The organism is Halorubrum xinjiangense (assembly GCF_049604745.1).
GTDB classification, from domain to species: domain Archaea; phylum Halobacteriota; class Halobacteria; order Halobacteriales; family Haloferacaceae; genus Halorubrum; species Halorubrum xinjiangense_A.
Genome location: NZ_CP187140.1, coordinates 2,608,628 through 2,633,087, shown reverse-complemented (window position 1 = coordinate 2,633,087; position 24,460 = coordinate 2,608,628). Strand labels below are relative to the sequence as shown.

At 62.0% G+C, this 24,460-nt stretch carries 21 protein-coding genes and 1 pseudogene; 10 read left to right on the top strand and 12 right to left on the bottom strand.

Going from position 1 to position 24,460, the window contains the following annotated elements; translation table 11 throughout:
- Positions 1-185 precede the first annotated feature (185 nt).
- Positions 186-482: a DUF7130 family rubredoxin-like protein gene (locus ACOZ35_RS14395; RefSeq protein WP_424014211.1), complete on the bottom strand. Its 297-nt coding sequence runs from the start codon at positions 480-482 to the stop codon at positions 186-188.
- Positions 483-1,066: 584 nt separating this feature from the next.
- Positions 1,067-2,062, bottom strand: coding sequence for a radical SAM protein (locus ACOZ35_RS14390; RefSeq protein ID WP_424014210.1), 996 nt, complete (start codon positions 2,060-2,062; stop codon positions 1,067-1,069).
- A 161-nt stretch (positions 2,063-2,223) separates the two neighbouring features.
- Here ACOZ35_RS14390 and ACOZ35_RS14385 point away from each other — a divergent pair, with 161 nt between their 5' ends.
- On the top strand, positions 2,224-2,943 hold the full coding sequence (locus tag ACOZ35_RS14385) for a DUF6517 family protein (RefSeq protein WP_424014209.1): 720 nt from the start codon (positions 2,224-2,226) through the stop codon (positions 2,941-2,943).
- 125 nt (positions 2,944-3,068) lie between these two features.
- On the top strand, positions 3,069-4,178 hold the full coding sequence (locus ACOZ35_RS14380; RefSeq protein WP_424014208.1) for a DUF373 family protein: 1,110 nt from the start codon (positions 3,069-3,071) through the stop codon (positions 4,176-4,178).
- A 30-nt stretch (positions 4,179-4,208) separates the two neighbouring features.
- On the opposite strand, the gene ACOZ35_RS14375 is transcribed toward ACOZ35_RS14380, so the two are convergent.
- From ACOZ35_RS14375 to ACOZ35_RS14355, 5 genes are all read right to left on the bottom strand, one after another.
- Positions 4,209-5,345, bottom strand: a complete 1,137-nt coding sequence (locus ACOZ35_RS14375) for a DUF7139 domain-containing protein (RefSeq protein WP_424014207.1) — start codon at positions 5,343-5,345, stop codon at positions 4,209-4,211.
- 127 nt (positions 5,346-5,472) lie between these two features.
- The gene (locus tag ACOZ35_RS14370) at positions 5,473-6,534 is read right to left on the bottom strand and encodes a phosphotransacetylase family protein (RefSeq protein WP_424014206.1); all 1,062 of its coding nucleotides are present in this window, start codon (positions 6,532-6,534) and stop codon (positions 5,473-5,475) included.
- Positions 6,527-8,689, bottom strand: coding sequence for an acetate--CoA ligase family protein (locus tag ACOZ35_RS14365; RefSeq protein WP_424014205.1), 2,163 nt, complete (start codon positions 8,687-8,689; stop codon positions 6,527-6,529). The genes ACOZ35_RS14370 and ACOZ35_RS14365 overlap by 8 nt, the downstream gene beginning before the upstream one ends.
- Positions 8,690-8,796: 107 nt before the next feature.
- Positions 8,797-10,362, bottom strand: a complete 1,566-nt coding sequence (locus tag ACOZ35_RS14360; protein WP_424014204.1) for a PAS domain-containing sensor histidine kinase — start codon at positions 10,360-10,362, stop codon at positions 8,797-8,799.
- 102 nt (positions 10,363-10,464) lie between these two features.
- The gene (locus ACOZ35_RS14355; RefSeq protein ID WP_424014203.1) at positions 10,465-10,848 is read right to left on the bottom strand and encodes a helix-turn-helix domain-containing protein; all 384 of its coding nucleotides are present in this window, start codon (positions 10,846-10,848) and stop codon (positions 10,465-10,467) included.
- Positions 10,849-10,963: 115 nt separating this feature from the next.
- Between ACOZ35_RS14355 and ACOZ35_RS14350 the strand changes: the two genes are divergently transcribed.
- The 4 genes from ACOZ35_RS14350 to ACOZ35_RS14335 all read left to right on the top strand — a co-directional run bounded on the left by ACOZ35_RS14350 (position 10,964) and on the right by ACOZ35_RS14335 (position 12,724).
- Positions 10,964-11,599 (top strand): helix-turn-helix domain-containing protein, encoded by a 636-nt coding sequence (locus ACOZ35_RS14350; RefSeq protein WP_424014202.1) that lies wholly within the window; start codon positions 10,964-10,966, stop codon positions 11,597-11,599.
- Positions 11,600-11,673: 74 nt separating this feature from the next.
- Entirely contained in the window at positions 11,674-11,832 is a 159-nt protein-coding gene (locus ACOZ35_RS14345) for a DUF7560 family zinc ribbon protein (protein ID WP_007345024.1), read from the top strand.
- A 163-nt stretch (positions 11,833-11,995) separates the two neighbouring features.
- Positions 11,996-12,451 (top strand): pyridoxamine 5'-phosphate oxidase family protein, encoded by a 456-nt coding sequence (locus ACOZ35_RS14340; RefSeq protein ID WP_424014201.1) that lies wholly within the window; start codon positions 11,996-11,998, stop codon positions 12,449-12,451.
- A 102-nt stretch (positions 12,452-12,553) separates the two neighbouring features.
- Positions 12,554-12,724 carry a hypothetical protein gene (locus ACOZ35_RS14335; protein ID WP_424014200.1) on the top strand — a complete coding sequence of 57 codons (171 nt, stop codon included), beginning with the start codon at positions 12,554-12,556 and terminating at the stop codon, positions 12,722-12,724.
- A gap of 283 nt (positions 12,725-13,007) precedes the next feature.
- On the opposite strand, the gene ACOZ35_RS14330 is transcribed toward ACOZ35_RS14335, so the two are convergent.
- Positions 13,008-13,457, bottom strand: a complete 450-nt coding sequence (locus tag ACOZ35_RS14330) for a hypothetical protein (RefSeq protein WP_424014199.1) — start codon at positions 13,455-13,457, stop codon at positions 13,008-13,010.
- Positions 13,458-14,135: 678 nt separating this feature from the next.
- Positions 14,136-14,596 (bottom strand): annotated as a pseudogene (locus ACOZ35_RS14325) (MMPL family transporter); the annotation flags it as partial.
- A gap of 81 nt (positions 14,597-14,677) precedes the next feature.
- Here ACOZ35_RS14325 and ACOZ35_RS14320 point away from each other — a divergent pair.
- Positions 14,678-15,508, top strand: a complete 831-nt coding sequence (locus ACOZ35_RS14320; RefSeq protein WP_424014198.1) for an IS5 family transposase — start codon at positions 14,678-14,680, stop codon at positions 15,506-15,508.
- Positions 15,509-15,661: 153 nt separating this feature from the next.
- On the opposite strand, the gene ACOZ35_RS14315 is transcribed toward ACOZ35_RS14320, so the two are convergent.
- On the bottom strand, positions 15,662-16,831 hold the full coding sequence (locus ACOZ35_RS14315; RefSeq protein WP_424014197.1) for an AI-2E family transporter: 1,170 nt from the start codon (positions 16,829-16,831) through the stop codon (positions 15,662-15,664).
- A gap of 213 nt (positions 16,832-17,044) precedes the next feature.
- On the opposite strand from ACOZ35_RS14315, the gene ACOZ35_RS14310 reads away from it, so the two are divergent.
- Entirely contained in the window at positions 17,045-18,235 is a 1,191-nt protein-coding gene (locus tag ACOZ35_RS14310; protein ID WP_424014196.1) for an NAD-binding protein, read from the top strand.
- A 629-nt stretch (positions 18,236-18,864) separates the two neighbouring features.
- Here ACOZ35_RS14310 and ACOZ35_RS14305 read toward each other — a convergent pair.
- Positions 18,865-21,336 (bottom strand): efflux RND transporter permease subunit, encoded by a 2,472-nt coding sequence (locus ACOZ35_RS14305; protein WP_424014195.1) that lies wholly within the window; start codon positions 21,334-21,336, stop codon positions 18,865-18,867.
- A 3-nt stretch (positions 21,337-21,339) separates the two neighbouring features.
- On the bottom strand, positions 21,340-22,695 hold the full coding sequence (locus ACOZ35_RS14300) for a COG1361 S-layer family protein (protein WP_424016076.1): 1,356 nt from the start codon (positions 22,693-22,695) through the stop codon (positions 21,340-21,342).
- Between the two features lie 499 nt (positions 22,696-23,194).
- Between ACOZ35_RS14300 and ACOZ35_RS14295 the strand changes: the two genes are divergently transcribed.
- Both ACOZ35_RS14295 and ACOZ35_RS14290 read left to right on the top strand, forming a co-directional pair.
- On the top strand, positions 23,195-23,899 hold the full coding sequence (locus tag ACOZ35_RS14295) for a TetR/AcrR family transcriptional regulator (RefSeq protein WP_424014194.1): 705 nt from the start codon (positions 23,195-23,197) through the stop codon (positions 23,897-23,899).
- Positions 23,900-23,925: 26 nt separating this feature from the next.
- Complete coding sequence (locus ACOZ35_RS14290; protein WP_424014193.1) at positions 23,926-24,333, top strand: DoxX family membrane protein; 408 nt, start codon at positions 23,926-23,928, stop codon at positions 24,331-24,333.
- Positions 24,334-24,460: the final 127 nt, after the last annotated feature.

The window sequence follows — 24,460 nt, the reverse complement described above, 5'->3', positions numbered from 1 at the left end:
GCCGTCGATCCGCTAGTGTCGGTTTATCAGTGAACGGCTGGGGCTTCGGCGGTGTTCGCCGCCGATCTGCTGGCAGCGATTTATAAGTAAACGGCGGGAGCTTCGGTGGTGTCCGCCGCGCCGACGCAGTCAGCCGTTTACAAATAAGCGACGGGGACACGAACGAGATTCCCGCCGACGTCGTCTCAGTCCTCGGCCCAGTAGTACAGCTCTTCGCGGGGCGCGTCACAGCTCGGGCAGTTCGCGGGGAGCTGGTCGCCGATCTCGCCCATCTCGCCGCACTCCCAGCAGCGCCACATCACGTAGGCGGTGCCGAACACGTCGCGGGCGTCGGTGAGCGCCAGCGGGTCTGTTCCCGACGGCGAGGAGACGTAGAAACCGTCGTCGTCGACACCGCGGACCGACCCGAGCTTCTCGCCCGACTCGTCGTACACCGTCTGCCCAATGCTCACGTCGGCGAATACGGGTTCGTCGGAGGCCATACGCAGCTATACGCGTTGATCGCTTATAAGTGTGGGAGTAGATAGCACGACACGTGCCCGGTAGAGCGGTGGCAGTCACCGCTTGTGCTGACGACGGATCGGCCGTGGACCTCGCTAAAGTCCCAGTTGCTCGCTTATAAACGACCGCCAGCAGATCGACGGAGAACATCTTCAAAGCCCCAGCCGGGAGGACGCCGCACACTCGTTGCGCTCCTCGGTCGCTCACTCCGTTCGCTCCCTGCGGTGCTTACGTCGTCTGCGGCGTCCTCCCGGCTTCCCCTTTGAGTCCCGCCCCGCACAGCACCACCGGAAGACGGTCGCCTCGCTTCGCTCGGCGCTGCGTCTTCCGTACTCCCGCTCGCTCCCTTCGGTCGCTCGCGGGACCGCAGCCTCACGCCTCCCCAGCCTCGCCGCTCACGCCCTCCGGGCGTTCGCGGCGTCCCTCGCGCGTGCTACTCGGCCGCGAGGCGGCCTCGCAGGCACGCGCCACCGCACAGCAAACCGGTGGCTCCGCGCTGGTAACTCAATAGAACTCGATCACACGACGGACAGAAAAACGGCTCAGAAAACCGAGAACGACCGCTTCAGGCAACTGGCGTACGCTCGACGACCGTGCCGTCCGCGGTCGGGTACTGCTCGACGATTTCGCCCTCGTCTAAGTCGCCGTCCTCGACCATCTCTTCGAGGAGCCACCACGCGACCTCGACGTGGTTCGACTTCACCGTGTAGAACTCCTCGGGGACGCCGAGCGCCTCGAACCGGTCGGCGTCGGCGAACGCCTTCCCGTAGACGAGCGTGCCGTCGTCGGTCACCTCGTCGAACTCGCGGCGGATGTTCTTCGCCATGCGCTTCAGGCGGTTCCGGTGTTGGGCGGCGTCTTTGAACACCGACGTACAGAAGTACACCTTCTCGTGGCTCGCCATCTCCTCTAAGATGGCATCTTTCGACCCGTCGACCGCGGACATGTGCCCCTCCTGAAGCTCGAACCCCTCCTCTTGCATCCGGCGGTAGTTCCCGTCGGACATCTCGAACTCATTGATGTTACAGAAGTCGGCGGCGCCCTCGTCGAGGAACTCCAGGAACTCCGGCTCCGCGCGAATCCCCGGGATCTCGAAGGCGGGCGTGAGCCCCTCCTCGCGGGCGATGTACAGGATCTCCTCCCACTCGGTGCCGTGCATGTCGCCCCACAGCTCCACGGGCGGGTGGAAGCGGATCTCGTCGAGGCCCGCCTCCGAGAGCTTCCGCATGTTCTCGCGGCCGCCCGGGATCCCAGTATAAAGGTGCGTGTGGTGGTCCTCGCCGAACTCGTCTTTCAGCAGTTCGAGGTACCGGGTCGTCTTCGCCATCGCCTCCTGCGGCTCGCCGCCGGTGATCGAAGTGCCGAGCGCGCTCATGCGCTTGGCCTCCTCGATCACGTCCTCGTCGGACTCGACTTTCCGCTCGTTGGCGTACACGTCGGTGACGTTCTTCCGGTTCTCTCCGAGGGGGCAGTAGAAGCAGTCCCGCTGGTCGCAGTAACCGTAGACGAAAAGCACCATCTTCCCGCCCTTGGCGCACTGTTCACAGCCCTTGGAGATCATCTACCCCCTTCTACCGGCCGCGGCCTCAAAAAGCGTCCGAACCGTACGGTCCCGAGCGATCCGTTGGCACGGCCGCGGATTCGGCGGTCGATCCCGCCTCGGCGCCGGAGCGGAGGTGACCGAACACAAAGTATGTACCCGCGCCGCCGCGAAGGAAAGGCATGAAACCCGGTGAGACGTTCGACTCCGCCGACGAGAACCGCTCGACGACCGACGCGACCACCCGTCGGGGCGCGATCGGGCTGGCGGGCGCCGTCGGACTCGCCGGGCTCGCCGGCTGTACCGCGCTCGACGTCGCGACCGGCGGCCCCGCGGAGTTCAGCTCCGGCACCGCGACCGTCGCCGACGAGACGCTCTCCGAAACGGGGTACGAGCTCAACGAGGTCTCTGACGAGACCGTCAGCCGGGAGTTCGACGTCGCGGGCTCGACGCGCGAGGTCCGGGTGACCAACACGGTCGCCGAGTACGACAAGGCCGTCGATCTGTTCGGCGAGACCTACCAGGCGGCCGTGTTCGCCGCGGTGGCGACGCCGCGCGTCGAGGTGCTCGGCCAGGCGTTCAACCCGATCGCCGACCTCAGCGCGGACGAGCGCGCCGCGCTGATCGCGGACCGCTACGAAGGCGTCAGCGACCTCGAACGCGGCTCCGAGTACACCACGGACGTCCTCGGTACCGACGCCGAGGTCGTCGTGTACACGGCCGACGGCGAGATCGAGGGGACGGGCGTGAGCGTCGAACTCGAGTTCCACGTCGGGACCGCGGTCGAGGCCGGCGAGGACTACGTCCTCCCGCTGGCCGCGTACCCCGCGGTGTTCGGCGACGGCGAGAACGTCCGCTCGATGATGAACGGGCTCGAACACGAGCAGAACGAAGAGAACTGACGGCGCGGGGCGGTTCACCCCCACGCGCGGCGCGAGTCGCACGGATCGCGCCGTCGCGGTCGCCGGGTTCGCCGGGCACGACCCGAGCCGAAAACATATGTCGTCCCCTCGCGTAGCCTCGGACGATGCTGCTCGTCCTCTGCGTCGACCTCGACGACGACCTCGGCCGGAAGACCGGGATCCCCACCCCCGTCATCGGCGCCGACGACGTCACCGAGGCCGCGGTCGCGCTCGCGACCGCCGACCCCGAGGACTCCGACGTGAACGTGCTCTTCCAGGGCGTCAACGTCCACGACGAGCTGGCCGCCGAGGGCGAGGCCGTCGAGGTCGCGGCCGTCACGGGCGTCGACGGCCCCGACGTGAAGGCGAACCGCGCGGTCGGCCAGGAGGTCGACCGCGTGCTCGCCGAGCTGTCGACCGGCGAGGAGGTCTCGGCGGTCGTGATCACCGACGGCGCCCAAGACGAGTCCGTCCTCCCCGTGATCCGGTCGCGGATGCCGATCGACGGGATGCGCCGGGTCGTCGTCCGGCAGGCGCAGGACCTCGAGTCGCTCTACTACACGATCAAGCAGGTCCTCGCCGACCCGGAGACCCGCGGCACAATCCTAATCCCGCTCGGCGTGATCCTCCTCATCTATCCGCTCGTCGTCGTCGCCAACCTCTTCGACGTGGCCGGCGCGGCGGTGCTGGGAATCCTCTCGGGCGCGGTCGGCCTCTACTCGCTGTTCCGCGGACTGGGGCTCGAAGACACCGTCGACGGCACCGCCGAGACCGTCCGCAACGTGCTCTACACCGGCCGCGTGACGCTCGTCACCTACGTCGTCGCGCTCGCCTTGGTCGTCGTGGGCGGCGTTCAGGGGTTCGACACCGTCGATGTCGTCCGGACCGCACAGGGGAGTTCGCTCGCCGTCGGCACCGCCCTCGCCGCGTTCGTCCACGGGTTCGTCCAGTGGCTCGGCGTCGCGGGCGTCACCTCCAGCCTCGGCCAGATCACCGACGAGTACCTCGCCGGCCGGTTCCGGTGGCGCTACCTCAACGCCCCCTTCTACGTGGCCGCCATCGCCGTCGTGCTGTTCGCGGTCTCCGGGTTCTTCCTCCCGGACGCGCCCGGCGTGACGGCGCTCGGGCTTTCCGAACTGGCGCTGGCGCTCGCGGCCGGGACACTCATCGGCGTGTTGAGCACGCTCGCGTTCGCGGTCGCGGAGTCGCAGCTCCCGTCGGCGGAGCCGGTCTGAGAAGGCGGAGTCTTCAGAGGAGGTCGTCGACTAGCGCGGCGTCCAGGAGTCGCACGCCTCCATGTCGTCCATCAGCTCGTCGTAGTGCGCGCAGTAGGGCCGCATCCCGTCGTCCGTCCGGACGTAGTCGAACTTCGCGCAGTTGCCGCAGTAGGTGTCGCCCGGACCGTCTCGCGCGGCGGGAGAGCCGGGCGAGGGCGCGGATTCCGGCGTCGACGGCGAGGACGGTCCCTCGGGCCCCACCTCGTCGAGCGGCGAGGAGATGTCGGTGTCGGCGCTGCCGCCGTCGCTCACGCCCGCGGAGCCGGGCGCGGGAGAGCCGCCCGTCCCGGACCGCCCCGCGTCGTTCGACCGGCCGCCCGCGGCGCCCGACGCGCCGGTGCCGGCCATTGTCCCGGTGCCGCCCGTCGCTCCGGAGTCAGCCGTCGCTCCGGAGCCACCCGTCGCCCCGGAGTCAGCCGTCGCTCCGGAGCCACCCGTCACCCCGGAGTCAGCCGTTGCCCCGGTGGCGTCTCGATCCGCGGGCCGGTTCGCGTCGCGCGCCGGCTGGTTCGCGTCGTCGGGGCGGTTCGTCTGCGTCTCGACGTCGCCGTCGGGCGTGCCACCGAGGAGACCGACCCCGCCGCGGCTCCCCAGCTGGTCGCGGGGGACCTCGACCACCTTCGTCTCCCCCTTGTGGGTCACCTCCATCGAGACGGTGCCGCCGGGGTCGTTGCGGGTCTTGAAGTTGGCGACGCCGACGAACACGCTCCACAGCGCCGTCGCGGCGCCGAGGAAGTAGATGCCAGCGGTGTGAAGGGTGAGGTTCGGGAGGTCCGGTCGCGGCCCGCCGACCCACCGCTCGGGGTACGCGTAAGTGAAAAACGCCACGCCGAGACACATGACGACTGCGCCGACGACCGCCGCGGCGTAGGTGCTGCGATCGGCCGGCAGCACGGCCATCACGCCGATCAACACGAGCGGGACGCCGATGCCACCAAGGATCCCGCCGAGCTCCCGGGCCGCGGCGGAGCTGTACCCCGCCGGCACCGCGACCTCGGCCGCCGCGAGGATGCCCGCGACGAGGAGCAGCGCCCCCGCGGCGAACGATCCCACACCGAGGTACAGCCGCCGCGGGTCGGCCCCGGAGCGCCCCCGTCCGCCGTACGCCTCCGAGAGACTGGTCATAGGCGGGGTACGTCGTCCACCGTGAAAACAGTACGTCAGACGATCACGGAGCGCGGGCGAACGCGACCGCGGATCGCTGGCGAACGCGACCGCGGAGCGCGAGTGGCCGGGGAGGCCCCCGTCCCCCTCAGATCAGCGCGTCGACGTCAACGTGGTCGCCGAGCAGCTCGGCCATGCGGTCGACCGTGCGGACATCGCGTGTGCGCCCGCCGCGGACGACCTCCTCGGCGCGGTCGATCGCGGTGACCGTGTCGGTGTTCACCGCCAGCACGGGCTTGCCGGCGTCCGCGGCCTTGCCCAGCACCGCGCCCGAGGGCCGGTGGCCGCCGGTGAGCACGAGACAGGCCACCCCGGAGGCGTCGAGCGCGGCGGTCTGGACGTCCGCGCGGTCGCCGCCGGTAATGACGGCGGCGTCGCGGGCGCGCCGGAAGTAGCGGAGCGCCTCGTCGCCGCCCATCGCGCCGACGAGGAAGCGCTCGACGAACGCGTCGGTGGGCGCGTCGGTGAGCAGTTCGGCGCCGAGCTCGTCGGCGAGCTCGCCGACCGTGACGCCCGCGAGCTCCTTCTCGTGGGGGATCGCGCCGAAGACGGTGACCCCCTTCGATTCGAGGAACGGGATCCCGTCCTGGTCGAGCGACTCGAAGGCGTCGTCGGACACCTTGTTGAACACGACGCCGGCGAGGCGGTCGCCGAACGCGTCGGCGGCCGCCAACACCTCGTCGAGGTCGTTCGGCGAGCCGTACTCGGCGACGAGGACGACCCGCGCGTCGAGCAGCTCCGCGACGTCGACGTCGGTGAGGTCGACGACGCCGCCGGTGGTCCAGCTGCCGCCGCCCTCGACGAACACCTGGTCGTTGTCGGCCGCAATCTGATCGTACTCTTCGCGGATCCGGTCGCGGAGCGCGGCCGAGTCCTCGGTGCCGCGGATCGCGCCCTCGACGAACGTCGGCGAGTAGACGACGGGCTCCATCTGGTGCATCTCGGCGTCTAAGCCGAGCACCTCGCGGGCGAGCATCGGGTCCTGGTCGAGCGTCTTGCCGACGTTCGACTGGAGCCGGGTGCCCTTCGGTTTCATGTAGCCGACGCTGCGGTCGCGGTCGGCCGCGAGCCGCGCGAGGGCGACGGTGATCGCTGTCTTTCCGGCGCTGTCTCCGGTCGCGGTGACGAGTGTGGTGGGTGTGTCAGTCATCGGTGGGTGCCTCCGAATCGAGTGTCTCCGGGTCGGCGTCGACCGGATCGAGTGCCTCCGGGTCGACGGTGAGTCTCACGTCAACGGCGGCAGCGTTCGTGCCGCCGTCGTCGTCGGGCAGTGCGACGAGGGGGTTGATGTCGAGCTCGAGGATGGCCGGGAAGTCGGTGACCAGCTGCGAGAGCCGGCCGATCGTCTCGATGACGGCGTCGACGTCGACCGGGTCGCGGCCGCGCGCGCCGCGCAGCAGCGGCGCCGACTGGATCTCCTCGGTCATCTCGCGGGCCTCGGGCTCGGAGACGGGCGCGACGCGGAAGGTGGTGTCCTCCATCACCTCCACGAAGATGCCGCCGAGCCCGAACATCAGCAGCGGGCCGAACTGCGGGTCGCGGTTCATGCCAACGATGGTCTCGACGCCGTCGTCGAGGTTCACCATCTCCTGGACCTGGACGCCGAGGACGGTCGCGTCCGGCTGGTAGTTGCGCGCACGGGTGATGAGGTCCTCGTAGGTGTCGGCCACGTCGTCGTCCGCGACGCCGACGGCGACGCCGCCGATGTCGGACTTATGCAGGATGTCCGGCGAGACGATCTTCATCACCACGTCGCCGTCGACGCCCTCGGCGACTTCGCGGGCGCGCTCGGGCGAGTCGACGATCTCGCCGTCGGGCGTGGGAATGCCGTACGCGTCGAGCAGCTCCATCGCCTCGACGCCGAGGCGGTTGTCGTCGCGGTCGCGCACCGTTTCGAGGATCTCGCGGGCGCGCTCGCGGTCGACGTCGAACGCCATGGGGGGCGCGTACTCGCGCGCCTTGATGTCGCGGTAGCGCGCGAGCGTCGCGAGGCTGTCGATGGCGCGCGCGGGGTCGAAGTAGCAGGGGATCCCCTTCGCCTGAAGCTGCTGTTTCGGCTCGCGGGTCCGGTCGCCGCCCATCAGGCAGGCGGCGACGGGCGCGTCCATCTCCTCGCTGACAGACTCGATCGCGTCCGCGAGGTCCGCGAAGTCGATCGTCGCCGTCGGCGCGGCCAGCACGAGGGCGGCGCCGACGTTGTCGTCTTCGACGGTGATCTCGAGGGCCTCGCGGAACCGCTCGACGTCGGCGTCGCCGATCACGTCGACCGGGTTGTGGATGTTCGCCTCCTCGGGCATCGAGTCGGCAAGCCGGTCGCTCGTCTCGCCCGTGAACGACGCCATGTCGAGGTCGGCGTCGCCGACCGCGTCGGTCGCCATCACGCCGGGACCGCCGGCGTTCGTGACGATGGCGACGCTGTCGGTGTCGGGCAGCGGCTGGCTCCCGAGGATGCCCGCCGAGTCGAACAGCTCGTCGACGGACTCCGCGCGGATGACGCCCGCCTGGTCGAGGCCGGCCTCGTACGCCTTGTCGGAGCCCGCGAGCGTGCCGGTGTGCGAGGAGGCGGCCTGCGCGCCGGCGCTCGTCCGCCCCGACTTCACGGCGACGATTGGGGTGTCTTGGGTCGTCTCCCGGGCGGTATCGATGAACTCGCGGCCGTCCTCGATCCCCTCGAGGTAACCGATGATCACGTCGGTCTCCTCGTCGTCACCCCAGTGGTCGACGAAGTCTGTCTCGTCGAGGACGGCCTTGTTGCCGAGCGAGACCACGTCCTTGAAGCCGATCCCGTTGTCGTTGGCCCAGTCGAGGACCGCGGTGACGAACGCCCCGGACTGGCTCATGAAGGAGAGCCCGCCGGGGAGGGCGTTCTCGGGGCCGAACGTCGCGTTCATCCCCGAGGGGGTCGACATGATCCCCAGGCTGTTGGGGCCGACGAGGTTGAGGTCGTACTCGTCGGCTAGCTCCGCGAGGCGACGCTCCCTCGCCGCTCCGTCCTCTCCCGTCTCGCCGAACCCGGCGGTGATCACGACGACGTTGCGGACCCCCGCCTCGCCGCACGCCTCGATGGCGTCCAGCACGATGGACGGGGGGACGACGACGACCGCGACGTCGGCGTCCGCGTCGGCGACGTCGTCGACGCACGGCGTGCCGAGCACCTCGTCGTAGTTCGGGTTGACGGGGACCGTGTCGCCGTCGAAGTCGTCGAGGAGATTCGACGTGACGGCGCGGCCGACGGCGCCCTCGCGGGCGGTTGCGCCGACGACGGCGACCCGATCCGGGTCGAACAGCTCGTTGAGCGTACCCATCAACCCGAGAGTACGCGAAGCGTCGGCTTAAGATCGGTGGGAGGTTCTTCGAAATCGGGTCCTACGGTGAACGATCGATCGGGTTTCGTTCGGCCGCCCGGCGATCCTCACGGCGGACCGGCGCCGTCCCGATCCGGCCCGGCGTCAGCGACATCGGCCAGCGATCCGCCATCCGGCTCGGCCGCAGCCGACCTGCCCGCGGGCTCTTGCGGCGGGGACCACCGTCCCACCGGGGGCGTCGGGCCGCAGTCGGCGTCCGGCACGCTGATCGTCACCTCGTTCCCGTCCGCGTCGGCCTCAAACGCGAGGTCACCGCCTGAGCGGTCGGCGATCCAGTAGACGAGCCACAGCCCCATTCCCCCGGTGTGTTTCAGGTCGTCCATCTCCCAGCGGTCGGTGATGGGGTCGCGCTCGTCCGCGGGGATCGGCGGCGCATTGTCGCGGACGGTGATCTCAACGCGGTCGGCCGGAGCGGTGACCTCGACCTCAACCCGCGGCGCCGCCTCGGCGTGTTCGATCGCGTTCTCGACCAGCTCTGCGATCGCGTAGTCCAGCTCGGGATGCGTGAACGCCCGTAGGTCGTCCGGGCAGCGAACGGACACCTCCGCGGATCCCGCGTCGCTGTCGCCGAGCGCGTTGTCGACCGCGGTCTCGACGAGCGACACGACCCGGAGCGGCTTCGGCGGCTCCTTCCGTCGGAGCAGGTCGATCACGCCGCGCTGTTTCTCGGCGGAGGTGAGCAGGTCGTCGGCGACGCGTCGAATTGTCTCCGCGTGATCGATCAGGTCGGCAGCGAGTTCGGCAGCGTCGCCCTTACTCGGCGGGTCTGAACCCCGGAGCGCGTCGTCCGCACGGGCCGTGATCCGTTCGGCGGTGCCGTCGACGATGTTCATGTCGTTGCGGATCGTGTGGCGCAGCAGGTTGTCCATCACCGTGAGCTGTCGTTTCCGCCGGTACTCGTCGGTGACGTCGCGAGCGAAGCCGGTGACCGCGACGACCTCGCCGTCCTCGACGACGGGGCTGGCCGGCACCCGCACCCAGCGCATCCCCTCGTCGGGGGTGCCGATGCGGTAGTCGAGATTTGTCGACTCACCGGCCGAGAGTCGGTATATCGCGTCCTCGACCGCAGATCGGTCGTCCGGATGGACCACCTCGAGGAACACCTGCGGCCGCTCGCGCAGCACATCACGATCGATCCCGAACACGGGCTTTACCGCCTCGTTGACGAACAGCAGTTCGTTCCAGTCGGCGGTAAACATCCACAGCACGTCCGGTGAGGTGGAGGCGATCGTCTCCAGCCGCCGGCGGGACTCGACCTCGAGCGTGACGTCGCGGGAGCTCAGCGCGTAGCCGTCGAGGCCGGTCTCCGCCGGCGGGTACACGCGCGTGCGGAGCCACAGCCAGTCGCCGTTGGCAGTCCCGTAGCGGTACTCCAACGGGCCGTCCGGACGAGCGTCGCCGGCGACGAATGCGTCGAACGCGGCCCGGACCCGGTCAACGTCGTCGGGGTGGACCAACTCGAACGCGTCCGTGCCGACGAGCTCGTCAGGGTCGAACCCGAGGAGGTTGCGGGTGGTCGCGTTAAGGTACCGGAACCGACCAGTCACGTCGATCACCGCGATTTTGTCTTGAGCGAGATCGACGAGAGTCTCTGGCTCCGGTGAGCGAGACATACGCAAGACCTTCGTAAACGGGCGTATAATATTGATCGTTCGATTATCAGGTTCGAAAGCTCGGCAGGGGCCTCCGACCCGGATCAGCCATAAAAAAAAACGTTAGTCGGCCGAGACGCCTGGGGCGTCCATCGCAGCCCGCAGGGGATCGGTCTCCTCGTCGTCGACTGTGAGCGAGACGCCGTCGTCGCCGAGTTCGACTGCAGCGTTAGCGGCGTCGCGGACGTACTCGGCGGCATGGTCGCCGCCCGAGTCGAACCGGATCCCTTCGGCGAACAGCGGTGTCTCACTCAGCAGTTCCACCTTCCGATAGGCGGTCGAGAGCGCAATATCGCAGTCCTCGGCGAGTTCGCTTGTCGTTTTTGGCGTCTCTGCTGCCGCGAGGATCGCCCGGCAGTCAGGATCGGCAAGCGCCTCGAACGTGGCGTCGAGCGCAGCGTCTCCCTCGGTCGTCGTCGCGTCGGTCGTGCGCGGGGGGCGTTTCATATCTGTAGAGAGGGGCTCCACCACCCCGAACGGTGGCCCATCATATGCGGGGGGGTTTATACCGCGGCGGCGCGCCCGCCAACGTTTTTGCCCGGGGCGGGTACGGACGAACGAGATGGGATCGGGAATCCGGGCGGAGGTCTCGCTGCCGACCGCGGCGCCCTCGCCGTTCGACGGCGTCGTCGACGAGGCGACGCCGGTCACCGAGGTCGCGCGTTGCACGCCGGCGGACGACCGCGAGCGCGTCGTCGTGGAGTTCATCGCGGACGCCGACCTCTCGGTCCCCGAGGGGGTCGAGGTCGTCTTCGACTACGGCGGTCGGGCGGCCTACCGGTTCGACGCGGCCGTCGACCCCGACTCGCCGTTCGCCGTCCTCGACCGCCACGAGACGCCCGTCTCGGAGGCGACGATCCGCGACGGGCGGCTCCGGCTCACCTTCCACGCGAGCGACCTACCGACGCTGCGGTCGGTGCTGGAGGCGTTCCGCGACGCGTGTCCGGACATGGAGGTGTTGCGCCTGCTCCAGTCGACGACGACGCCGACGGAGTCGGACCTCGTCACCGTCGACCGGAGCGAGCTGACGGAGCGCCAGCGCGAGGTGCTGGCGGCCGCCTACGAGGCGGGCTACTTCGACCACCCGAAGGGGGCCAACGCCGGCGAAGTGGCCGAGTCGCTGGGGATCGGGCGCTCGACGTTCACGGAGCACGTCGCGGCCGCCCAGCGGAAGCTGTTCGGCGCGCTGCTTGATTGAGGATCATTCATCACATTCCGAAGCCGCGAGAATCCGAGATCCGTTTGATGGGCGTGGGGGTCGTACCCACGGGTATGACGGGGCGATCCACCCACACATTCGTCTGCCCGGAGTGTCGGCGCTCGATCGAGGTGGACGACGCGATGCGGGCGACGCTGCTCGAGACGGGCTGCGTCGTCTGCGGAGCGCCGGTCACCGAGGAGGACATCGGCGAGGCGCCGACGATCAGCTGAGCGCGACCGCGTCGGGACCGCGTCGTCGACGCCGAGCGCGGTCCCCGCGCTACATCGCCGGCCCGCTCCGCGGTCCCCGCACCGCGTCGCCGCTCACCGCTTGTACCCCCACCACCCGCACCGTCTCGTGCCCTTTAAGCCGCCGTGCGAAGAAATTCGGGGTATGCCGACGAACAGCGAGGTCGAGATGACGCCGGGCGAGGTGGACGCGCACCTGTCCCGCCACGAGACGGGGGTCCTCGCGCTCGCGCGCGACGACGCGCCGTACGCCATCCCGATCTCCTACGGGTACGACGCCGACGAGCGCGCGTTATACCTCCGGCTGGTGTCGACGCCCGACAGCGAGAAGCGCGAGTTCCTCGCGTCGACGCCGCAGGCTCGGGTCGTGGTGTACGAAGACGAAGACGACGAGTACGCGAGCGTCGTCGGCGTCGGGACCCTCGAACGGGTCGACCTCGACGAGCTCACCCCGGAGACGATCGCGCAGTACGGCGAGACGCAGCGCCCGCTGTTCGAGATCTGGGCGGACGACAAGCCGGACCTCGACATCAGTCTCTACCGCTTCACGCCCGAGACGCTGACCGGGCGGACGGTCGTCGTCGAGCGCGACGAGGAGTAGGGAGTCGGGGTGGTGACCGAGCGGGGACAGTGAGGCGACGATCGGGCCTGCGGAAGAACGATTATTTGTTAAATGGAGTCCGGGACGAATTACACTACACAGATGGAGTCCAGTCGCGATTCCACGACTCCGGTCGATGACGAAGTCCGCCGCCTGTACGAGCGGTATCAGTCGGCCGAGACGGACGCGGAACGCCGAGAGATCGCCTTAGAGATGGGTGAACTCGACGGCCGACGCCACGCGATCATCTACGAGCGACTCGAAACAGAGTAACTGTTTTGCCGGGTCCCGGCTCTCAGCGCGACTCGATCCGAACGCACTCGCCGAGCATCATCCGCGGCGAGCGCGAGCCCCGCCGCTGGCAGCGTGAGCACGATAACGAAAGACCGCGTGTGGGTCAGCCCGCGAGGGCCGATAGTTTTGCGACTGCGAGTCGCGACCGTCTCAGCGAGGGTAGTCGTTGCGGCGGGTCGTGAGCAGCGTAGCGGCGACGAGTGCGACGAGGAGTAGAGGGTTCTTCGGTCAGTCGGTGCTTGTTTCGCGTTCTCGGGAGGAGTCACGGCGCGGCAGTAACGGTGTCGTCAGCCTCCGGATCGAACGGGAGGTTGATGGCGAGTTCGTCGAACCAGACGACGGGGCGCTTTCGCTGGCCGTTTTCCTCGAAGAGGGTGATTCCCAGTCGGGCGAGCCGGCTGAGTTCCTCGTGGACGTTCTTCACGTCCCGATCGACCACACGTGCGGTCTCGTTGATGCTCGCCGGCTCCTCCCGGCGGACCGCTTCGATGAGATCGAGGACGCGCGGCGTCAGCGTCGCCATGAGGACGTCGTGGCTGGCGAACGCGAGGGTCGGCGGGGAGTGGGCCGCGTCGCCCCGTTCGAGCGTCTCGATCGCGTCGGTGACGTCGTCGTGGAACTCGCTGGACGAGTTCACGGTCATGACGAGGGTCGATTCGGCCCGAAGCCGTTCGCGCTCCATCGGGTGTAGCGGCGGCGTGGTGTCGGTCATGGGTATCACCGTGGTGAGATGGGCTCACGTGACCTCGAACTCGGAGCTCGAAATCTCGCTCCAGAGTGGAGGGGAAGTGCCCTTGGCGGAGAGCCGCTCATCCGATAGTACCAGACGCCGTCACGCGAGTCGACTGCGAGTTCCGTGCCACGGCGACTGTCAGTAGTCGTCACGTGACAGCGTCCGGCACGCGGTGATCGACGGTAGCCCTACTTCAATCTGTAGTGTCCATGCGAATTTTGTCACAGAACAGCTGTCTCGTATCAGGCGCACTGCCGCTCGCTGTCGCTCACTGGATGAGCGCGATAAAGAAAGCCGCATGTGGGTCGGCCCGCGAGGGTCGATAGCGAGAATGACAAAGTGGCGATTACAAATGATTTACAAATATTAGTATGATAAAATAAATTTCCTAGATGTATTATCACCCAGCAAGAAATATCCGTCGGCTGGATAGCAATCCTCGGCTTTATACCGAATATCACGGTGAACGAAGAGATCTCTGACTGGAATTCACTCCAATAGGTGCTAGAGACGATCATATAATATCTGAGAGTACTGTTCGACAGAAACAATCATATCAGTATCATAAACAGACATGAGAGACAGGTCGTCGAGGCAAACACCACGGGGGTAGACCCCGCAACGGTTCACCCCTACACTGAACTTGGAACGAACGTCTCAGGGGAAAGACGGGGTCAGCGACAGTACCGTATTCGACAAGACGCCCTGATATCGTTCCCACAACAGAACGGCTGGCGGGACGCGACGATTGTGAAGATAAATGAGTAGATCACGCTCAACGCCATCAGTAAGCCGAAGTCTCCAAGTACAGGGGTAATTGCGAGCGCAAGCGCACCGGTCCCGAGCGATGTGGTAAGCATACTTCCGAGCAACGCACCACCGGTCCCAGAGAAGGTGATTACCATCGACTGGAGCGCGTCTGCGTTCTCGTTGTACTCGTCGATGAACCGGTGCGTTGCGTGAACGGAGTAGGCAATCCCGAGTCCAATCGAGATGGAGAGGATTGTCGCAGTCAAGGCGTTGAGTGACAGCCCAAGAGCTCGCATCGTTCCGAGGAGGAACGCGATGTCGATTACAATTGGAAAGAGGTTCACAATCCCGAGCAGTGGTTTCCCTTTTGAGGGCTGTGTTGAATCACCATACAGCAGCGGGGTAGGCCACTAAATCAAAGGAGTTGAAGCGGGAAGATTCGGTTGCCTATGACACAAATCTCCCGCTTCATCGGGGGAGTTGTGTCGGTTGCTCAAAAAGTTACTGGCGATGGAGGCGAATCCGCCGCCCCGGACGGTGGCGGCAGATTCGCCGACTATACACTCGTTTCCCTTCACTGTCTGCGGATTTACCTCGATTCATCGTACCGCATGACGATCGACCTGCTCAAAGAGATGCCACAAATAACCGGAGATATCGGCCTCAACGCGGCTGATCTCCCCGCGCCGTCCACGTTGTGTAAGGCGTTCGACCGGATCAGTATGAGCGTCTGCCGAGTGCTGCTGCGCCAGTCGGCGCAGCTGTACGATCTCTCTGAACACGCCGCGATCGACGCCACATTCTACGACCGCTCACCAGCCAGCCGCCACTACTGCCAGCGAATCAGCTACCGTGTTCAGAAGCTCAAAGTCACAAAACTCGTCGATACAGCGTCTCAAGCCATCCTTGATGTTCACTGCTCAACGAACCGGGAAGGAAGTGACGCAGACCTCGCTAAGCAGATCGTCCGCCGAAACGCGGGCGAACTGCGGTCTCTCGCGGCTGATAAAGGCTATGACAAACAATCACTCCGTGAAGGATTACGCGATCTCGGCATCAGACCGCTGATCAAGCACCGTATCTTCGCACCGTACAACCACGCACACAACGCCAGAATCGACGATACCCGCTACAATCAGCGCTCTATGACCGAAACCGTGAACTCGGCTGTGAAGCGCTCGCTCGGCTTCGCCGTGCGAGCGCGGTCGTGGTTCCGTGAGTTCCGCGAGATCGCACTGATGTGTGTCGTCTATAACATCAAACGTTTCGTCAAACAGTGAATCTCTCCGCCTTACAGCGATTCAACACAGCCGTCCGTATCCAAATGACCGCTGTGTCCAGGTAGTATTCGATGTCTCTAGGTGTTGGTCGGTAAGATGCGCCTCGGCTTCTGTTCACAGATATGGAGACAAACATTGCTATTAGCGGGATATTCAGTAGTCCGAGAGACTTGATTGTTCATGTGGCGGTCTGCCGGTGAGTACGTACGATGCAATAGTTCTAAAGAACTCTGCGAGGAAGACAAGCAGTATTGGGCCAAGAAAAATCCCGTAGAACCCGAACGCGATCGGTCCGAGAATATATGCAAACATCAGTAGTCCCACATGCGTCCGGTTGCCGCTCACATACGGGCGAATTAGAAAGTCAGGAATCGTATCAACGACTACGAACGCTAAAGCGAGAAATAGGACCACGAAGCCGAACGCGCTTGCCTGACCACTGGTGACAGCAGCGATCGCGAGAATTGCACCGATAGGCAGGTACACAATTTTCATTCCAACAACTGGAATTAAACTTCCTGCTCCTGTGAGTGCACCGGCTAGGGGCGCGAATGGAACGTTTACTGCTCCTGGTGCAACGAGATTATATCCAGAAAAGACAAGAATTCCGATGATACCCGTCACAAATGCGTTTAGGATATTACCGAAGAGAATGGAAGACAGTTCATCATCAACAGCTACTGCGTATGACTCGACAACACCTGATTCATCAAAATTGTCGAGGAACCAGCTTACAAGCCGTGAGCCGTCGGTAAGCATATAATACGTCCCGGCCAGAAGAATGAATCCGTGGAGTGCTGCGTTTGCGATGAACCCGACTGAGCCGGTCAGCGTAGCAGCCATTTGTTCGACCCATGCCTGAACTGCGGGGTCGTTGAGGATTGCTACGACTTCCTCAGGACTCAGTGCCAGTATGTCACTGATTTCTAGCCCTACGAGTGGACCCGGAAGTCCACTTCCTTGTGCCGACTGTAGTGCAGACAGATATGCTACACCAGGACCATCCCCGCCAGCGAGCCGTTGGATTTCGGGAACTACCAGTACAAGGGTGTATGTGAGCAAAAAGAGAAACGGCAGTAGGAAAATAGCAATTGTAGCCATAGCAAGAACTTGACGGCGATAGGGAACGCGACGGCCTTGGAGTCGCGACGGAAGCGAGAGGTTCTCGAGTTTACGATAAATTGGGCGGCTTGCGTAGTAGAGAAAGATTGTAAATATGAGCGTTGCCTGAAACTGGATTAAAACAAAAACGACAGCAGTTACTAATCCTAACCCTCCAATTCCGAAGAGGATCCGCCGTCGTAGTCCTGAGCTATATTCCATTTACCGACTAACTCCCACATTACAAGAAAGGTATGTTGATATGACGTGAGTAGCTTTTCGCTCGTCAGGACTCAAGATTCTATTCCTCTAGCAAGAACTTATGCCCAGAGTGAATCCAATTGGTCTCGTGTTACGTAAGATCTCGCTCAAGATGGTGGCTTCACAGCGTCAGAATTATCTGAGAATCCCGATACTTAATTACGTGACAGAACTGTGACTGACACAGCAAAATTCGTTTCAATTAGTTATATAAAATCCACGAAGGGAATCGTACAGTTAGTTGCTGTACTTTCTATTCTGTCAATAGTAACAGGTGTGTCGACGCTAACGGGTGCCGCAAAAATTAATTTTATTGCCGATCAGTTGCCATCAAGTGCGACAGAGTCTGCTGGCTTTACAGGGGCGCTAACTGGGTTCCTTCTTTTTCTCACCAGTTATGGTCTTCGGCGACGATGGCGGGCTGCGTGGTACGTATCTCTTTTTCTCGTTCCCACGGTAACGATTCAGGGAGTTCTTCAGTCAAGCATATTTTCGACACCGCTTGTACTGCTTTCTCTCGTCGTATTTGTGATATTATTATCTAAAGATGGGGTATTCGATCGAAACGTCACACTGACAGACACGCAAATTGCTGCGGGCTTGGCTTTGGTCGGCGCACAGGCGTACGGTACTATTGGAACGTATTCACTTCGGAATGAGTTCCGGGGGATTAACACTCTACTAGATGCATTTTATTTTACGCTCGTAACTGGAAGCACAGTTGGATACGGCGATGTCACGCCTATTCCGGAAAGTGGCTTTGCCCGCTTATTCGCGCTGTCTGTCTTAATCGTTAGCACGGCTACGTTTGCTGTCGCACTTGGTACACTCTTAACTCCCGCTATTGAGAACCGGTTTACCGAGGCATTAGGTATGACAGACGACGCTGAACTTGACCAGCTTTCAGATCATATCATTATCGCTGGAAATGATCAATTGACCGCCCCAATCATTGATGATTTACAGAGCGATTGCTCAATATTGGTAATTTCTGATACGGATACGCCCCAAAGCTTCACTGAATCAGATGTTTTAGAATTACATGGTTCTCGGACATCGAATGAGACATTTGAACGAGCTCGGCTAGATACGGCGCGTGCCGTCGTTATTGCTACAGAAGACGACGCAGAAGACATTATGACGGCAATCACCGTGAGAAAACAAGACGACGATATCTGGATTGTTGCTGCAGCGACAAATAATGAGAATATTGAGAAATTCCGCTTTGTAGGAGCCAATACGATAATTAGTCCGGCGCTCGTGGGCGGAGAATTATTGGCAGAATCTGCTCGGACCCAACAAGATACTGCAACTGAGGTCGTCCAACATTTACAAAAGGAGCAAGAAGACAATCGTAATCACTAGAACTATACTCCAAGCCGATCGGTACAGGACACCCACAGCGACCCAAGTGAGATATCCTTTGTTGAAATCCCCCTAGGCGATATATTCTGATCAGATGTCGATCAGTACTGAAGTCATACCAAGCGAATCGGTGGCCCATTTTTTCAGCAATCAATCGTTCGAATATTCACTAGCGTCGATAATTCACGGCTGAGAGATAGACGTGACGGGCAAAAGTGCGCCTGTCTGGCGAGTTGTAAAGGCAATCCATATCTGAGGGGCGGACCAAATATGAGTATGAATTCCGACGAGTCTGTTCTGTTGATTCCGATGACGGCACGGGGATGACGATCTCTGAAGGCGCGTTTATCTCGCTCTTCGTCGTCGATGAATTGGATCTATCCACCTAGTGATCTCGATCTTCTCGCTCTCTGCCAAGATTCCATCTCCGAATTCTCTCGGCAGCGGTCCTAAACCGAGCACAGAAGGACCCGATCCCGACGCCTTCTGCGGATTCAACAGAGTAGCTGGATTCATCCCACAAAGACACAGATGTTCTCCTCTGTTCTCGATGAATTCGTCAAGAGGTGTCCGGTTCCCCGTATTCTTCCTACCTCTGAGACGGGGGTGGAAAATATATTGCTGAGATGTCAGCCTGAGACTGACAGATTAATCCCACTCCATACGCCTTGGTAGCGTTCCCACAACAACACTGCTGGGGGGAGCGCTATCACGGTGAACGCGAAGGAGTAGATCACGCTCAGCGCCATCAAGAGGCCGAAGTCCCCAAGCACGGGTGTGATGGCGAGCGCGAGCGCGCCCGTCCCGAGCGAAGTGGTGAGCATGCTTCCGAGCAGGGCGCCGCCCGTCCCCGAGAGCGTGATAATCATCGACTCGTAAGCGTCGGCGCCGGCGTTGTACTCATCGATGAACCGGTGAGTGGCGTGTACTGAGTACGCAATTCCGAGCCCAATGGAAATCGATAGAATTGTTCCAGTCAGCGCGTTCAGTGATATCCCGAGGTATCGCATTGTCCCAAGTAGGAATGCGATTGCGATTAAGATCGGGAAGAGATTCGCTATTCCGAGGAGCGGCTTGCTCTCCAATACGGCGTAGGCAATAACGAGGAACAATCCTGTTAACCCCATCGCGATGATCAGTCCCTGAATCGAAGAATTGAAGATGATATCAGTCACCGCGTCGAAAACGACGATCTGACCGGTGGCAGTCGTCTCGTACCGGAACTCTTCAGCGAACTCCCGAGTGTCGGCCGCGGCCTCAGCCTGCGAGGCCCCGGAGTCGATCGCGTAGTCGACCTGCGCACTCCGTCGATCCGGCGTGAGGTACTGCTCAGCCCGATCGCCGGACGACGAGGCGAACAGCACGTCGTAGATACGGTCGAGATTTTGGTCGGGAATTCCGTTTCCGTCGATATCGTTGCGGGCGACCAGTTTGGCGAACTCCGGATTTTGTTCGGCATGCGATTGAATCACAGTCACAATACTTGTTGGCTGGGCGCTCCCGCCGTCACCGACTGCGAGTGAGCCAGATGCATCGTCGTTCGGGTCCGCGAGAGCCTCAAGCGCATGGCCCTCCTCAAAGTTCCCTTCGACGTACAACTTCACTGTTTGATCCTGGTTAGTTGAGAAGCGGTCTTCGAGCAGGTTCAGCGTCTCAGTGACAGTGTACTCACTCGGTGCGAACGGTTCAGGGAGGCTGGTCACATAGTCCGGTTGCTCCTCCGGGGGAAGGAAGTCCTCAGTCTCGAAAGAGGTGTCGACGCCGCTGCCGTACGCCGCAGCCATTCCCCCCGTCACGAGCAGCACGACCACGAACGCGATTGGCGCGTACCGGCTAACCTGTGCCGGAAACGTCAAGAACTTCCCAAGCGTCGAGTCCTCGGAGGAGATCGGAGCCGAGTTGAACTCTGGGACTCCGTACTGCTCTCGCAGCCTGTCGACAACCAGTTTTGCTGCCGGCAGGAACAGCCCGAATATCAGGAAGGTGAAGGTGATCCCGACCGCCGAGGCGATTCCCATGTTTCGGATCGGCGTGAGGTCAGAGATCACGTTCGCCCCGAATCCGAACACAGTGGTTACAGTGACGATGATGAACGCGATCATTAGCTGGTTGTTCGCCTCGCGCATCGCCTCTGTCGCCTCATAACCGTCGACGACCTCCTCGCGATAGCGGTTGATGATGTGAATCCCGAAGTCGACCCCGACCGCAAGCAACAGCACGGGAACGGTAATCATCTGTTGATTAAATGGGATTCCAGAGAATCCGAGGAACCCAAACGTCCAGATGATGGTCATCAGAAGCGACAGCAGCCCGAGCGCGAGGTCGATCGGGTCGCGGTAGGCGACGACCAGGAACAACAGCAGCAACAGCACAACGACAGGCATCACGATGGTGAGCGAGTCACCGATGACATTGGCCGTCTCGGCGTTCGTCACGCCGCTGCCGAACGCCGTAAGATCCCCGGGCTGATCAGCCGCAATCGATCGGATCGTCGTTTGAACCTCTTGGAGGTCCCCATCCGAGAACCCTCCCGGCACGTCGTGTGAGATGACCGTAATCGACGCGCTTGCGCTCACACTCGTCGGATTGAAATCTGTCGCAACCGTCCCCGTGAACCGCGGATTCTCTGAGAGGCTGCGAACGACCTGTCTGACTCGGGTCGCACTCGTCGACTCCAAGACGCGCCGCTGTTCGGCTGCAGTGGTCGCCGACGGGTCGATTGTCTGTGCGACGACCGTGGCCGGGCCGTTGGCCGAGGCTACCCGGAGGTCGTCTCGCGACTCGACCTCCTCTAGGACCCGGAGTTCTCTGAGTAACGCCTCTTTTGTCAAAACGTTACTTCCCGAGTGGATGAGTTGTGTGGACTCATCATCGGATTCGAATGGATCTTCGAATTCTTCGTTAACCGCGTCAAGTGCCTGCTGTTCCTCGAGACCATCGGTGAACGAATCGGTGGCCTCAGTGTCCGTGCTGACAAGGCCTATCCCGCCGGTGAACACCAGCGTGAGAACGAGGAATATGATGATGACTCGGCGCGGGCTGTCGACGATGGCGTCGTTAAGTCGCCGTGTCCACGCCTCAATCCGCTCGCCGAGAGACATCGGTTACTGCCGCCTCCGGTAGACGACAAGCGCCCCCGTCCCGACGACAAGCAGCGCGACGATGATGACTGGCAGCGGCAGTCCGCCGCCCTCACTCTCGATCACGTCTATCGGGACACGGTAAGTGTCTGTCAGCTGGCTGTCTCCGTCCGCGTCATCGTATCGGAAGTCAAGTGAGATCGGGTACGTGCTACCTGGCGTTGCAGAGCCCGTCGTGGTCAACTCGAAGGTCATCGTGGTGGTTTCCCCAGGCTCAAGTGATTGAACATACCCCGTGTCGGTATCACCAGTATCGAGCGGGTCGTCGGCGAAAAGCCGTGCCTCGACGTCGCTGGCAGTCTCGTTGACATTATTCGTTACGGTGACATCGACGGTACGAGTCCCGTCTGACTGGATGGTGCGGTTCTCGACCGCAACGTCGAAGCGGTCGCGCTCAGGGGCAACCTCAGCGTCGACGACGAGGTCTTCGAAGGCCCGCAACTCATCTTCACCGTTTCGGTACTGGACTGCCATATCGAGCGAGCGCAGGCCGGACTCGGCCTCGCCACTAATCGACATTGGCAATGTGAAGTTCGCGGATTCGCCGGAATCAAGCGTCCCTACAGCGGTCGATCGCTCTGCCGGGATCACGCTTTGATCCTCGCCAGCGTACTGTACGACGACACTGCGGGCCGGAACGGGACCCTCGTTGCGTACAGTACCAATCAGGTCACCATCTTCGGCGACGCGGAGTTGTGACTCTACGTCGGTGAGTGAGAACTCCTGTTCAGCAAGCGGAAGAACGCCGAGTGAGAGTCCCTCGTCAGTACGAGAGATCCCATCAGGGTCGTCGAATGTTACAGAACCGGAGAGCGTGTACTGTTGAACTGGGAGGTCTGAGGCAACCCCAACATCGTAAGCAACAGTTGTCGTTTCTCCGGGATCGAGCTCCGCCACGCGGATTGTGTCGGACTGGCCACCACTTACGGTGACGCTGTTGCTCTGACTGCGAAAGGTCACATCAGCGTCACGGGCCGCCTCTGAACCAACATTCTCGATTGTCGCCTCGACAGTACCAGAGTCACCGACTTGCGTGTCACTTTCGACATCAACAACTTGGAAACGGGCGTCGTCGCGGACACGGAGGTCCACTTGTCGAGAGACCGTCACAGTGCGGTCTTCGCCTGAAGAATAGTACGCGTAGGTAAGGTCGAGGTCGAGCGTGTACGTGCCAGGTTCGACGTCGTCAGGCACGTTAATGCTCACGGGGGCCGACCCCGGCGCGGTCGTCGTCACGCCGCCGATAGCGGTCTCACCGGACTCGACAGAGAGCGGACCATTCGCCTCGGCGTCGATCCGGACGTTCCGTGCGGTAGTCACCGTCTCGGCCGCTGATGGGTCGCCGAACCGAAGGTTCCCGTCGTTGGCAATCGTCAGATCAACCTGATTCGTCTGGCCGGGAACGAGATTCGGGTTTGAGACGAAGACATCAAGATCAGGCGAGCCACCAACGTTCGAGGTTTGTGCGGGGACTGTTCCACTCGATATTGAGGCACTTCCTGTCGTACTTGTCACAGAGTCAGTCTCAACCAACTCGGCGCCGACAGCGCCAATGCCGATTCCACTAGTGACAAGAAGCACACTCACAAGCACGACAGAGAGGTGTCGAGTTCGCATATGTTATACAACCTCAGTAGTCGTGGCATTTGTATTCCGGGATTGGATGGAATCTGGGATGAAACAATTCGATGGGAGGTAACAAGCTCGTTGCACACTCTCTACTACTTCCGCGAATCAATAAACATTTTGTTCTTAGGATCATAGGCCAGAGTATGGAAGCAAAAAACAAGGCAATTATGCCAGATACGAGGAAATTATAATGGCACAGTTTACCGATAAGGATCGCGAGCGTATCCGCAAAGAACTGATCGAGGCGGGCCACACACTGTTCGCACAGTTCGGTTTCGATCGGACGCGTGTAAGCGATATAACAGAGGAGGTGGGGATCGGCACAAGTACCTTTTATCAATTCTTTGACTCGAAAGAAGAGCTGTATCTTGTTGTGCTGACCTCTGAGCGCGAGCAACTGTTTGAACATCTTGAAACAGCAGTCGCTGAAATGAAGACACCACAAGCGGAAGCTGAGATGATCCTACGGACAACGCTTGAGCAAGTCCGATCGAACCCTCTTATTCGCCGCCTGTTCGTCGAGGGTGAAATTCGACGGATCGATGAGCAATTAGATGGGACAAACTATGATGATGCTACCAGTACCGGGGGCGGCAATGACACGGATATAATCAGTGAAGACAATACCTGTACTAACCCTGATGCTGGTAGTAAGGCAGATTTCCGCGTGTTACCGCAGCCCGAAGAATGGGTCGCACGCGATGATGTCCGGATAGACAATCCGGACATCGTACGAGGGCTCCTACGGTCGCTACTGTTCGTTACACAAGCTCAGAACACACCTGTCGTCCTAAACGAAACCTATGATGAAGTTGAAGAAGCATTGATCGACACGGTCGTTACAGGATTGTTCGCAGATCAATCGATGACTTCTTCGGACGATCACAGCCGTTAAATCGCTAGCAGATTTACCAACTAGTAATGTCTGAGAAAGACTCCGACAGCACAGAGAAAACAGCTCTCTTCGGCCGGTTGCTGTTCGGAGCTGGCCTTGTAGTGTTGGCTATACGGAATCTCACGAACCTCGATGGGCGGGTTGCATACGCCGATGCGAAGGGAGTACCTGAGGCAGAGACGCTTGTGCCTGCTGGAAGTGGTCTTCTGCTCGGTGGAGGTCTTGGAATTAGCGTGTGGAAAGCTCCAAAACTATCTGCGGGTGCTGTCGCTGCGTTTCTGATAGGTGTGACGCCACTAATGCATGACTTCTGGGCAGTCGATGAAGAAGAGCGCGGTGGAGAACTAACATCGTTCCTCCAGAATGTCACACTCCTTGGCGCAGCCGTTGCGTTCTTCGGTCGTGCCAGAGAAGAGTCAACGACCCACGAGTGAGTTAACGCCGTTCACGTCTGCGTTCGCCACTATACGCACTCATTTTGCCGCTCCCATTCAACGTCTCGGCGTTAAAGACGGATGACTGTTTAGGTATCAATTATGATACCTGAGACAGTACAGTCAT

What these genes read in the sequence shown, in the direction of transcription:
- ACOZ35_RS14355 (WP_424014203.1), bottom strand. Translation starts at nt 10,848, where the DNA reads ATGAAACGCCCCCCGCGCACGACCGACGCGACGACGACCGAGGGAGAC.
- ACOZ35_RS14360 (WP_424014204.1), bottom strand. Translation starts at nt 10,362, where the DNA reads ATGTCTCGCTCACCGGAGCCAGAGACTCTCGTCGATCTCGCTCAAGAC.
- ACOZ35_RS14370 (WP_424014206.1), bottom strand. Translation starts at nt 6,534, where the DNA reads ATGACTGACACACCCACCACACTCGTCACCGCGACCGGAGACAGCGCC.
- ACOZ35_RS14335 (WP_424014200.1), top strand. Translation starts at nt 12,554, where the DNA reads ATGGAGTCCAGTCGCGATTCCACGACTCCGGTCGATGACGAAGTCCGC.
- ACOZ35_RS14390 (WP_424014210.1), bottom strand. Translation starts at nt 2,062, where the DNA reads ATGATCTCCAAGGGCTGTGAACAGTGCGCCAAGGGCGGGAAGATGGTG.
- ACOZ35_RS14385 (WP_424014209.1), top strand. Translation starts at nt 2,224, where the DNA reads ATGAAACCCGGTGAGACGTTCGACTCCGCCGACGAGAACCGCTCGACG.
- ACOZ35_RS14340 (WP_424014201.1), top strand. Translation starts at nt 11,996, where the DNA reads ATGCCGACGAACAGCGAGGTCGAGATGACGCCGGGCGAGGTGGACGCG.
- ACOZ35_RS14395 (WP_424014211.1), bottom strand. Translation starts at nt 482, where the DNA reads ATGGCCTCCGACGAACCCGTATTCGCCGACGTGAGCATTGGGCAGACG.
- ACOZ35_RS14295 (WP_424014194.1), top strand. Translation starts at nt 23,195, where the DNA reads ATGGCACAGTTTACCGATAAGGATCGCGAGCGTATCCGCAAAGAACTG.
- ACOZ35_RS14350 (WP_424014202.1), top strand. Translation starts at nt 10,964, where the DNA reads ATGGGATCGGGAATCCGGGCGGAGGTCTCGCTGCCGACCGCGGCGCCC.
- ACOZ35_RS14365 (WP_424014205.1), bottom strand. Translation starts at nt 8,689, where the DNA reads ATGGGTACGCTCAACGAGCTGTTCGACCCGGATCGGGTCGCCGTCGTC.
- ACOZ35_RS14345 (WP_007345024.1), top strand. Translation starts at nt 11,674, where the DNA reads ATGACGGGGCGATCCACCCACACATTCGTCTGCCCGGAGTGTCGGCGC.
- ACOZ35_RS14380 (WP_424014208.1), top strand. Translation starts at nt 3,069, where the DNA reads ATGCTGCTCGTCCTCTGCGTCGACCTCGACGACGACCTCGGCCGGAAG.
- ACOZ35_RS14290 (WP_424014193.1), top strand. Translation starts at nt 23,926, where the DNA reads ATGTCTGAGAAAGACTCCGACAGCACAGAGAAAACAGCTCTCTTCGGC.
- ACOZ35_RS14305 (WP_424014195.1), bottom strand. Translation starts at nt 21,336, where the DNA reads ATGTCTCTCGGCGAGCGGATTGAGGCGTGGACACGGCGACTTAACGAC.
- ACOZ35_RS14375 (WP_424014207.1), bottom strand. Translation starts at nt 5,345, where the DNA reads ATGACCAGTCTCTCGGAGGCGTACGGCGGACGGGGGCGCTCCGGGGCC.
- ACOZ35_RS14330 (WP_424014199.1), bottom strand. Translation starts at nt 13,457, where the DNA reads ATGACCGACACCACGCCGCCGCTACACCCGATGGAGCGCGAACGGCTT.
- ACOZ35_RS14315 (WP_424014197.1), bottom strand. Translation starts at nt 16,831, where the DNA reads ATGGAATATAGCTCAGGACTACGACGGCGGATCCTCTTCGGAATTGGA.
- ACOZ35_RS14320 (WP_424014198.1), top strand. Translation starts at nt 14,678, where the DNA reads ATGACACAAATCTCCCGCTTCATCGGGGGAGTTGTGTCGGTTGCTCAA.